This window comes from Streptomyces bobili, from assembly GCF_002154575.1.
Classification (GTDB): domain Bacteria; phylum Actinomycetota; class Actinomycetes; order Streptomycetales; family Streptomycetaceae; genus Streptomyces; species Streptomyces bobili.
Window position 1 is genome coordinate 1 of the sequence record NZ_MUBA01000643.1, and the last position, 11,373, is coordinate 11,373.

General features: G+C 74.3%; 6 protein-coding genes. 2 read left to right on the plus strand and 4 right to left on the minus strand.

Annotated elements, in window-relative coordinates; translation table 11 throughout:
• The coding region (locus BZL64_RS35385; RefSeq protein WP_244205710.1) for a hypothetical protein at nt 1-995 on the minus strand (995 nt) is incomplete at its 3' end.
• Between the two features lie 261 nt (nt 996-1,256).
• Between BZL64_RS35385 and BZL64_RS35390 the strand changes: the two genes are divergently transcribed.
• Nucleotides 1,257-3,974, plus strand: coding sequence for an MGH1-like glycoside hydrolase domain-containing protein (locus BZL64_RS35390; protein ID WP_086773151.1), 2,718 nt, complete (start codon nt 1,257-1,259; stop codon nt 3,972-3,974).
• Entirely contained in the window at nt 3,971-5,419 is a 1,449-nt protein-coding gene (locus BZL64_RS35395) for an alpha-amylase family protein (protein WP_086773152.1), read from the plus strand. Before BZL64_RS35390 ends, BZL64_RS35395 begins: the two co-directional genes overlap by 4 nt.
• Before the next feature lie 12 nt (nt 5,420-5,431).
• Here BZL64_RS35395 and BZL64_RS35400 read toward each other — a convergent pair whose 3' ends face one another.
• The 3 genes from BZL64_RS35400 to BZL64_RS35410 form a co-directional block, all read right to left on the minus strand.
• On the minus strand, nt 5,432-5,977 hold the full coding sequence (locus BZL64_RS35400) for a DinB family protein (RefSeq protein WP_086773153.1): 546 nt from the start codon (nt 5,975-5,977) through the stop codon (nt 5,432-5,434).
• Between the two features lie 103 nt (nt 5,978-6,080).
• Nucleotides 6,081-7,871 carry a hypothetical protein gene (locus tag BZL64_RS35405; RefSeq protein WP_244205711.1) on the minus strand — a complete coding sequence of 597 codons (1,791 nt, stop codon included), beginning with the start codon at nt 7,869-7,871 and terminating at the stop codon, nt 6,081-6,083.
• On the minus strand, nt 7,868-11,373 hold a 3,506-nt coding region (locus BZL64_RS35410; RefSeq protein ID WP_244205713.1), incomplete at its 5' end, for a vWA domain-containing protein. The genes BZL64_RS35405 and BZL64_RS35410, both read right to left, overlap by 4 nt.

Consider the following 11,373-nt stretch of genomic DNA (forward strand, 5'->3'; position numbering starts at 1 on the left):
GTGGAGTCGCCGACCTCGGGCACGGCGGGCAACCCAGCCGTGGAGTCGCCGACCTCGGGCACGGCGGGCAACCCAGCCGTGGAATCGCCGACCTCGGGCAGGACGGGCGGGACGGATGCCGACGAGGCGGCCACCGACAGGCCCGGCAGCGGGGGCGTCGACCCGGAGACCTCGGCCGGACCCGGCGGCGCGGGCGTCGTCCCGGCGGACTCGGGCACAACCCCCCACCCGGACCCGGCCCCCGAAGCCGCCGCATCATCACGCACGTCCAGCACCAGCCGGTGCCGCCCGCCGCACCGCACCAGGACCGGCCCGGCGGGCAGGCCCTCGGCGCGGAGCAGGATCCGGGCCTCGGCCGCCCATCGGCCGACGGCACAGCTGTACCCGTCAGGGACCGCCCCCGTCGGGACGGCGGGGTGACGGCCGGCGGCCGGTCCGTCGGCCCCTGACCGGACGCGCAGTTCGGCGGCCCGGCCCGCGTCCCACAGATGGCGGTGCAGGTCGAAGCGGAACCGTCGGCTGGGGCGAGGATGCGGATGGCGGCCGGCGTCGGCGCCGTAGTCCGCGCCGGAGCCGTCCCACAGCGTGAGGCTGATCCGCTGGCCGGCGTCCGCCCAGGCCGGGGGTGTCCGCGCGACGAGGTGCACGGGGCTCACGCCGTCCAGCCCCGAGGCGTCGTAGCGGGCCAGAGTGAGGGTCAGCCCCGGGCGGAGCAGTCCGTCGGGAGCGATCCTCGGCATGTGCCAGCGCAGCAGGTCGGGCGCCAGACACCGGAGATCGGCCCGGATCCGGGCGGCGAGCTCCGGGTGATGGCTACGCGCCACGGAGCGCAGAGGGATATCGACGTCGAAGCCTGCGGCGGCGCACGCCCCCGCCCAGTCACCGGCGAGGCGGCGGGCGGTCGCAGTCTCGATCATGGAGGGCGGCACGGCGAACTCGCGCACGCGCAGCCAGAAGGAAAGGCGGGAATCCCCGATCGCGGGTGGGGTGAGCATCAGCACTCACCTTGCGCGGTGGGGTCCCCCAATCTGTGAACAGAGTGAGTTGTCATCGCGGTGATCGTAGCGTTCACCCACCCGGCTGTGCCAGGTGCTTTTCACCGGGCCCGACGGCATACCTCGATGGCGCATCCGACGGCATACCCCGAGCTGCCCTCGCCGGTACCCACCGTCGTCGGCCCCCCGCCCCTGCCATTGCGGCCCCGCACGACGGGGCCGACTGTGGAGGCACATGCCGGGTGGCGAGGAGGACGGGCGATGACGCACGGTGGTGGCGCGGCGGACGCCGAACGACGGCGGCTCGCGGAGGCCGACGACAAGGTGGCGCCCTGGCGGCGCTGGGGCCCGTACCTGAGCGAGCGGCAGTGGGGGACCGTACGGGAGGACTACAGCGCCGACGGCGACGCCTGGTCGTACTTCACGCACGACCAGGCCCGTTCGCGCGCCTACCGCTGGGGCGAGGACGGCATCGCGGGCGTCAGCGACGACAAGCAGCGGCTGTGTTTCGCGCTGGCCCTGTGGAACGGCCGCGACCCGATCCTCAAGGAGCGGATGTTCGGGCTCACGAACACCGAGGGCAACCACGGCGAGGACGTCAAGGAGTACTACTTCTACCTCGACAACACCCCGACGCATTCGTACATGAAGTTCCTCTACAAGTACCCGCAGGGCGAGTTCCCCTACGCCGACCTCGTCGAGACGAACCGGGCCCGTGGCCGCCGCGACTTCGAGTACGAGCTGCTGGACACCGGGATCTTCGACGAGGACCGCTACTTCGACGTCGTCGTGGAGTACGCGAAGGCCGGGCCGGAGGACCTGCTCGTCGAGATCACCGCGCACAACCGCGGCCCCGACGAGGCCACCCTCCATCTGCTGCCGACCCTGTGGTTCCGGCACACCTGGTCCTGGGCCGGCGGTACGGCGGTCCCCGGGCTGCGTGCCACGGACGGCGCCGTCCGCGCCGACCATGAGGAACTCGGCCCCCGCTGGCTCCACCACCAGGGCACGGGCACGCCCCTGTTCACCGACAACGAGACCGACAACGCACGCGTCTTCGGCAGCGAGAACACCACCCCGTACGTGAAGGACGGTATCGGCCGCCATCTCGTCGACGGCGAGCCGGGCTCCGTGAACCCGGAGGGCACCGGGACGAAGGCGGCCGTCCACCATGTGCTGAGCATCCCCGCCGGGGAGAGCGCCACCGTCCGGCTGCGGCTCGCCGACTCCGAACTCGGCGACCCCTGGGGCGACTTCGGGCAGACGCTGGACACCCGCCGCACCGAGGCCGACACCTTCTACCGGGGCGTCCTCCCCGACGGCATGGGGGACGAGGAACGCCACCTGGTCCGCCAGGCACTCGCCGGGATGCTGTGGAGCAAGCAGTACTACTACCTCGACGTGCAGCGCTGGCTGTCCGAGCACGGCGTCGACCCGCTCGCCAGCGACCCCGGCGTCCGCAACAGCGCCTGGTACCACATGGTCAACGACGAGATCATGTCGATGCCGGACACCTGGGAGTACCCGTGGTTCGCCGCCTGGGACCTCGCCTTCCACACCCTGGCCCTGTCCATGGTCGACATCGCCTTCGCCAAGTCCCAGCTCGACCTGCTGCTGCGCCGCCTCTATCTGCATCCCAACGGCCAGATCCCGGCGTACGAATGGAACTTCGGCGACGTCAACCCGCCCGTGCACGCCTGGGCCGTCCTCTTCGTCTACGAACTGGAGAAGCACCGCACCGGTCACGGCGACCGCGCCTTCCTGGAGAACGCCTACCAGAAGCTGATGAAGAACTTCACCTGGTGGCTCAACCGCAAGGACGCCGACGGCAACAACGTCTTCCAGGGCGGCTTCCTCGGCCTCGACAACATCGGCGTATTCGACCGCAGCGCCCCGCTCCCCACCGGCGGCCACCTTGACCAGGCCGACGGCACCGCCTGGATGGCCCTGTACTGCCAGAACCTCCTCGACATCGCCATCGAACTCGCCGTCGACAACCCGGTGTACGTCGAGCAGGCGCAGATGCTGTTCGAGCACTTCGCGTGGATCGCCGTCGCCATGAACCGCATCGGCAAGGACAACGCCAGCCTCTGGGACGAAGAGGACGGCTTCTTCTACGACGTCCTGCGACTGCCCGACGGCAGCGCCACCCCGTTGAAGGTGCGCTCCCTGGTCGGACTGATCCCCCTCGCGGCGACCAGCGTGATCGGCGGCCGGGCCGACCGCAGCTTCCCCGAACTCGTCGAGGGAGCCCAGGAGTTCATCAAACGACACCCGGCCGTCGAGGCCTTCGTGTCACAGCACGCCACCGCCGACGCGAACGAGGACGGCCGCTACCTGTTCGCCCTGTTCGGCGAGGACCGGCTGCGCCGCATCCTGGCCCGCATGCTCGACGAGGACGAGTTCCTCGGCCCGCACGGCATCCGCTCCCTCTCCCGCCACCATGCCGAGCACCCCTACACCTTCGACGTGCACGGCGAGACGTACGGCGTCGGCTATCTGCCGGCCGAGTCCGACTCCGGGATGTTCGGCGGTAACTCGAACTGGCGCGGACCCGTCTGGTTCCCCATCAACATCCTGCTGATCCGCGCCCTGTTGAACCTGCACGGATACCACGGCCCCGACTTCACCGTGGAGTGCCCGACCGGCTCGGGGCGCATGCTCAACCTCTACGAGGTGGCCCGCGAGATCGCCGACCGGCTCACCTCCACCTTCCTGCGCGACTCCGACGGCCACCGGCCCGTGCACGGCGCCCAGCCCAAGTTCGCCAAGGACCCGCACTGGAAGGACCTGCTCCTCTTCTACGAGTACTTCCACGGCGACAACGGCGCCGGACTCGGCGCCTCCCACCAGACCGGCTGGACCGGGCTCGTCGCGGCCACCGCGACCCTGTTCCACAGCCTCAGCTCCGACGACTGGAGCCGCGGCGGACGGGAGTCCCTCAAGCCGGTGCGCGAACCGGGGGAACCGCTGTCATGACCGTGATCCACGAGATCAACACCCTGGTGTGGCTCACGGAGTTGAGTGAGCGTTACGGGCGCCGCCTCACCCTGGGCGAGGTGCCCGACGAGGTCTGGGACCAGATCGCCCTGCCCGGCATCGACACCGTCTGGCTGATGGGCGTCTGGGAGCGCAGCCCGGCCGGTCTGGCGATCGCGCTGCGCGACGACACCCTGCTCGCGTCGTTCCGCGCGGCCCTGCCCGGTCTCACCGAGGCGGACATCGCCGGATCCCCGTACTGCGTACGGAACTACGTCGTCGACGAGGCCCTCGGCGGACCGGACGGACTGGCCGTCGCCCGCGCCCGACTGGCCGCCCGCGGACTGCGGTTGATCCTCGACTTCGTGCCCAACCATGTCGCCCCCGACCATCCCTGGCTCCGCACGCACCCGGCCCGGCTGATCCAGGGCACCCCCGAGGACCTGTCCCGCGCACCGGAGGCCTACCTCGCGACCGACGGGCGGATCTACGCCCGTGGCCGCGACCCGTACTTCCCGCCCTGGCCCGACGTCGTCCAGCTCAACGCCTTCAGCGACGACCTGCGCCGGGCGACCGTGGACACCCTGATCTCCATCGGCGAGCAGGCGGACGGCGTGCGCTGCGACATGGCGATGCTGATGAGGAACGACATCTTCGCCAAGACCTGGGGCGAGGCCGCGGGACCGGTCCCCGCCGAGGACTTCTGGCCGTACGTCGTCCCGCGCGTGCGCGCCCGGCACCCGGACCTGCTCCTGGTCGCCGAGGTGTACTGGGACCTCGAACACGCCCTCCAGAGGCAGGGGTTCGACCACTGCTACGACAAACGGCTGTACGACCGGCTGCTCCACGAGGACGCCGACTCCGTCCGTGCCCATCTGCGGGCCGACCTCACCCACCAGCGTGGCCTCGTCCGCTTCCTGGAGAACCACGACGAACCCCGGGCCGCCGCCACTCTGCCCGGCGAGCGGGGACGGGCGGCGGCCGTCACCGTCGCGACCCTGCCCGGCGCGACCCTCTGGCACGAGGGCCAGTTCGAAGGCCGCCGGGTGCGCCCTCCGGTCTTCCTCTCCCGCCGGCCGACGGAACCGGCCGACGAGGCACTGCGCGGCTTCCACGCCCGGCTGCTGCGGGCCGCCACGGAGGTACGCCGGGGCGAGTGGCGTCTGTGCACGCCGACGGGATGGCCGGACGACGACAGCCATCGCGCACTGCTCAGCTGGACCTGGACCCACCCGGACGCCCGCCACCTGGTCGTCGTCAACCACTGTGACCGCCCGGCCCGCGCCCGGCTGCCCCTCCCCTGGGACGACCTGCGGGGCCGCACGCTCCGGCTGACCGACCTGCTCACCTCACGGACGTACGACCGCGAGGGCGACGAGCTGGCAGGCCAGGGCCTGTTTGTGGATCTCGGGCCCTGGCAGGGGCACGTGTTCCGGGTGTCCTGACGGGAAGCCGGCTCAGCCCATGGTCTTCGCGCCGTCCAGGGACTCGCGGATGATGTCGGCGTGACCCGCGTGCTGGGACGTCTCGGCGATCACGTGCAGCAGCGCCCGGCGGGCCGACCACTCCTTGCCCGGCGCGAACCACGGCGCCGAGGGCAGCGGGTGCGACGCGTCGAGGTCCGGCAGCGACGCGACCAGCTCGTCGGTACGGCGAGCCACCCCGGCGTAGTTCTCCAGCACCGCCGCCAGCGTGTCACCGGGCAGCATCCGGAACTCGTCGGCCCGCCGCGCGAAGTCCGCCTCGGTCATCTTGTCGAAGTCACCCATCGCCGACGGGCCGTCCACGATGAAGGAGACCCAGTTCCGCTCGACGGACGTGACGTGCTTGATCAGGCCGCCGATACACAGCTCGCTGGCCGTGGTCCGCAGCCCGGCCTGCTCGTCGGTCAGGCCGTTGGCGGTGAAGCGCAGGAAGTCGCGGTGCTTGGCCAGCGTCTCCAGCAGGTCGGCGCGCTCCCCGGTGAGGGCCGGGGCGAGGGTGGCGGGGGTGTTCTGGGACATGGCGGGTCTCCGTCTCCGTGGGGTGTGTTCCGCGTTCGTGGACCACGTTAGGAGGGATACAGGTCAGATCCTGACCTAAAGGAGCGAGAATCGTGAGTCGCCGTCACGCCGGGATCGTGGTCACCCCCCAGGCCTGCGCGCACAGCGCCCGCTCGGCCTCGCTCATGTACACCGCCGACGCCAGCCAGGCGCCCGCGAAACGGCCCGCGTCGGACGGCAGGAGCCGCCCGAACACGTCACGCGCGCGGTCCGCCGCGGCGGCGTGCAGCCCGTCGAGGAGATCCCCCGCCGTGCCGAGCCCCACGTGGCGCAGCCGGGCCCCGTCGCCCGCCGCACCGCCCGGGAAGGCCAGCACGCGCCGGCCGCCCGACACGGCCTGATGGAGCCGCCGGCGCAGCAGATGCAGCGGTGCCTCGTCCACGGCCGGGGCCGGGGCCGCCGCCGGGGTCCTTCCCGCGGGCAGGTCCGCGTGCTGGAGCCGGTCGAGACCCAGGTCCACGCGGGCGGCAGGGTCGCTCGGATGCTCGGCCGCCAGCAGCAGCGCGCGGGGCAGCGGGCCCGGCGCCAGCCGGGCGACGACCCGAAGCCCGCTGCCCCCGGCAGCCGCCAGCAGACGCAGATTGTCGCGGTACGGCAGGGCGGGAGCGTCGTGCGCCGTGGCCAGCCGCAGCGGCACCCCGGCGCAGTCGGCCAGCAGACAGTCGCCCGTCGCCTCCCGGACCGCGCCCCTGAGCGTCACATCGAGGAACAGCAGGTCATGGCCGCCGCCGAGAGCCCACGCCACCTGGTCGGCGACGGGTACGGCCCACAGCCGCTCGAGCGGCTCGGCGCGCCATGCGACGCCGGACGCGCGCACGGCCCGTACCCCCGCGCCCGCGCCGAGGCGTCCTGTGGGCGAGACGGTGGCGCCCGACACGGCGAGGCCGGCGCGCGCCAGTTCACGGTGCGTCAGGGACGTGTCGCCGATCCGCACGGCACGGTCGGCGGCGCCGGTGGCGCGGCCGGGGCCGCCGGGCGCCACGTCGGACACCGTGTAGAGGCGGCCCTCGGCGTCGGCGGTCCAGGTGACCGCGCCCGCGTACCCGGTGGCGGTGAGCACCGGCTCGGAGAACAGGCCGTACAGCCGCAGGGAGCCGTCCGGCCGGTACGGCTGCCGTGCCGTGCCGCGCAGTTCGGCCAGGCCCGAACCCGTGGCGTGGGGGATCCGGTGGGTCACGCCCAGGGCGCCACCGAGCGCCTCGGCGAGGTCGGCGAGACGGTACGACGGGTCGGCGGAACGGGCCGCGCGGATCCCGGTGACCACGGAGACCGCGGACGCCGAGGCCCGGGGGAGACCCGCCAGGCGTGCGGTGTGCGCGGCGCGCAGCAGTTCCGCCTGGAGCACGGCGCCGGCCCCGTCCGTGCCTGCCTCCAGGACGGCGGCCGCCGCCGCGAACACCGCACGGGCGGCGGCGCGTTCCTCGGGCCCCGCGGTCTCGGCCTCCTTCTCCTCCTGTAGCTTCTGCGCCTCGTGAGTGGGTTCTGCCGGTTCTGCCGGTTCCGTCGCCTCGTCGGCGACCGGTGCGGCCGAGGCGACGGCGGCGCGGTGCAGGCAGTCCGGCGCCAGCAGGCACCCGCAGCGGACGGCGTCCGCGCTGGTCACCGTCCCGCCGGGGGCGTGCAGTTCGAGGTCGGTGTCGTCGTCGACGGCGATCCGCACGGTGTCGCCGTCGCGCACGACCGGACGAGCGGCCAGCTTGGCGACCCCCGCGTCCAGCCGCTTGCGCAGCCGGGGCGACAACGCCTCGACCAGCTCGGCGGTGACGGACGGGGCGACCGGAGGCAGCCCCGGACCGGGGCCGTCCGTGGTTGGGCCGTCCGGGTTCGGGCCGTCCGGAGTGAGGTCCGGGCTCATGCGATTTTCTCCCCTACCCAGCGGGCGAGTTCGAGCGGACTGAGGGCGGCGACGGGCATGCCCGCGGCGACGAGCTGACCGGCGACGCCCGTGGAGTAGCGGGGCCGTCCCGTGTCGTCGAGGCTCGCGCAGCCCAGGACGTGACAGCCCGCTCCGACGAGTGCGCGGACCTCGGCGAGGAGCCCGCCGAGCGGATAGCCATCCTCGAAGTCGCTGACGACCACGACGAGGGTGCGCGAGGGCACCGTGACCAGCTCGCGGGCGTGCCGCAGGCCCGCCGCGATGTGGGTGCCGCCGCCCACGCTGACCTCCAGCAGGAGCGACAGCGGGTCCTCGACGTGCCCGGTGAGGTCGATGACCTCGGTGGAGAAGGCCAGGAAGTGCGTGGACAGGGTCGGTACCCCGGCCAGCACCGACGCCGTGAGCGCCGCCCAGACGGTGGACGCCTCCATGGATCCGGACACGTCCGTGACCAGGATCAGCCGCCAGTCGGCGGACCGGCGCCCCCGGGTGCGGAACACCGGGTGCTCGGGGATGACCTGGACCGTGCCGTCGGGGGCGCGGCGCGCGGTCGCCAGGTTGGCGCGCAGCGTGCGGGGCAGGTCGAGGCCGCCGCCCGGTCGTCTGCTGGGTCGCGGCAGGGCCGTGCCGTGCAGGGCGGGCCGCAGCCGGGTGGCGAGTTCCCGGGTGAGGGCCTCGACCAGCCGCCGGACCAGCGGACGCAGGGCCGCCAGCCGGGCCTCGGGCAGGCCGCCCGCGTGGCGCAGCACCGTGCGCAGGAGATCGACCGAGGGGCGCACACTGTCCGGGTTCAACTCGGCGAGGACGTCCTTGCGGCCCGACGTGGCAGCCGCCGCCAGCACCTCCTCCCGGATGCCAGGGCCGAACAGCACCGCCAGTTCCTCCGACCACTCCCGCACGCCGGGGTACGGCACCTCACGGCCCCCGCCCGAGCCCGGCCCGTTCAGGTCGCCCCGGCTGCCCTCCCCGCGTCCGCTGCCGTACAGCTCGTCCAGCGCGGTCGCCAACGAGGCGGCAGAGGAGGGTAGTTGATCCTTGCGGCGCCCCAGGACCAGCCGCCAGCGATCGCCGGGGGCGAGGAGACCACCCTCCGCCCGAGGCGGGGCGGCCTCGGCCGCCGAGCCGGCGTCCGCCGGGGCGGGAGCGGGCAGCAGCCCCAGCGTCCGCAGGGTCTCGCGCGCGGCGAGGTCGGCCCGTGTCCAGGCGGCGAGCGCGGCCGGGTCGATCCCGCCGGTGTCCGCGATGTGCGTTACGTCGAGGCGCTCCTCGACGGCCGCCAGCAGACGGTCACGGGCCGCGGGGCTGAGGGCGTCGAATCCGCCGCGCAGCGCCGGGAGCCGGTCGAGGAACTCCCGGTCGGGCAGCTCCGCGACCCGGTCGAGCAGCGGCTCCAACGCGGGCGCCGCGGCCTCCAGCAGGGGACCGGCGGCGGTCAGCAGCCCGCCGAGCCGTGCGGTGAGCGCGGCCCGAGATTCCGGGTCGACGGCCGCGTCGACCCAGGACGCCACCCGGTCCCCGAACACCCGCGGGTCCTCCTGCCCGAGCAGCACGCGTACGGCCCCGGCGGCACCGCGCATCAGCGGGGAACCGTCGGCGGCCAGCCGGGCGAGGGCGTCGGTGAGCCGGATGCCGCCCAACGCGTCGGCGCGGTGGGCCAGTTCGAGCAGGGCGTGGGCGTCTGCGGGGTCCTCGGAGCCGGTCAGACCGTCCACCTGGCGCACCGCCGCCGACGTGAGCAGCCCGGCCACGGCCGCCGCCCGCGCCGTACGGTCCCGGTCTTCGCCGAGACCGGGGATGTGACCGGCCCGCAGCCGGTCCAGCAGAGCCAGCCCGGCGAGCAGTTCGGGCAGGGTGCCGGCCAGGGGGAGCACCTCGGCGAGGTCGGCGAGCCGCTCGTCCGCGAGCGCCGTCAGACCGCACTCGGCGGCCCCCGCGAGCCCGTCGAGAGCCTGCGCGGCCGTCGGCCCGCCCTCGTCCCCCTCCAGGCGCCGCCGCTCCCGCAGCACCCCTTCGGCGGCCTGGGCCGCGGTGACCCCGCGCATGCCGGCCGCGGTGAGCATGGCCGCCGTCGCGGGCGTCCAGCGCACCTCCCAGCGCGAGGTGACCGCCTCGGCGCCGCCCGCACCGACGACCTCCTTCGCCTCCCCGTACGGCACCCCGCACACCGTCAGCCGGCGCAGCAGCAGTTCACGGCGCCGGTCGAGGTCGGACCGCAGGGGGTCCAGACGCATGTCCCGCACCGCACCGGAGACCCCGTCCGCCGGACCCGGCAGGCCCAGCTCCGCCACGTCGGCCTCCACCGCGGGGGCCAGACCGCAGCGCGGGGTGTCCGGTGCGGGCCGCCCGGTGCGGGTGCCGACCAGCACCCGCTCCATCGCCCGCGCCACGGCCCGTCCCCGCCCGTACGGCTCACCCTGCGTCAGAACCGTCTGCACGGCTTCCACCAGCTCACCCCGGCCGGCCGCGGGCAGCCCGCGCAGCCGGGCCAGATCGGAGGCGAGCCGGACGATCTCCCGGGCGTCGGCGGGCCCCGACGGGTGCCCGAGGGCCCGCAGCTCGGCACAGACACGGACGGCCGCCCGCGTCAACGCCTCTGCCAGCGCCTCGGGATCCCCCTGCGCGCGCAGGACCATGTCCTGCCACTCCGGGTCCCGGATGCCCGCCGGATATCCGGACCGCTCGTCCAGCAGGGCGTAGGTGTAGGGGATGAGGGACGTGGTCCAGGCGGGGCGGTTCGCGTCGGCCCCGCCGGTCTCCCCGGACTGCTCCGTCTCCTCCGTGCGCGGCCCAGCCAGCGCCGGGGCGTGGAAGGCCCCGACCACCATGGCGGCCCGCTCCCCGCCCGCCGTCGCTTCCGTGAGCCGCGCCCGCATCCACCGCTCCCGCCGCAGATCCAGCTCGGGCACACCGCCCGACACGGCCGCGTCCTCACGCAGCGCCCAGCCGGTGAGCAGAGCGGCCCGGCGCAGGGCCTCCGGCGGAGAACCCGGCGCGGTGGCCTCGACGAGCCGGTCCCACAGATCGTCCCCGGGACGGCCGCTCAGCCCGGCCCGCAGCGCGGCGGCCAGCCCGGGGCCGCCGTCACCCGGCGCCGGAGCGCCGGTCCGGCCCTCGCCCCACGCCCGGTCGGCGAGCGGCAGATCGCAGGCGATCACCGGCACTCCCCGCGGGCCCGCCCAGCGCACGGCGGCCAGCTCCGGCGAGAAGTCCGCGAACGGATAGAACGCCGGCCCCCCGCCGCCGCTCCCGTCACCGGGGGCGGCGGCGAGCGCGACCGGGGCCCGCGTCTCCTCGTGCCCGAGCCAGGGCAGCCACTCCTGCATCTCGGCCGGCAGCTCGACGAGCAGCACGTCCGGCTTCGCCTCGTCCAGGAGCAGGGGCATCGCCGCGGCCAGGGAGGGCGCGTGATGCCGTACGCCGATGAGGTAGGGCGCCGCCGGGCCGGTCAGGGCGGCGAGGGCCTCGTCGGGCGAGCCATGAC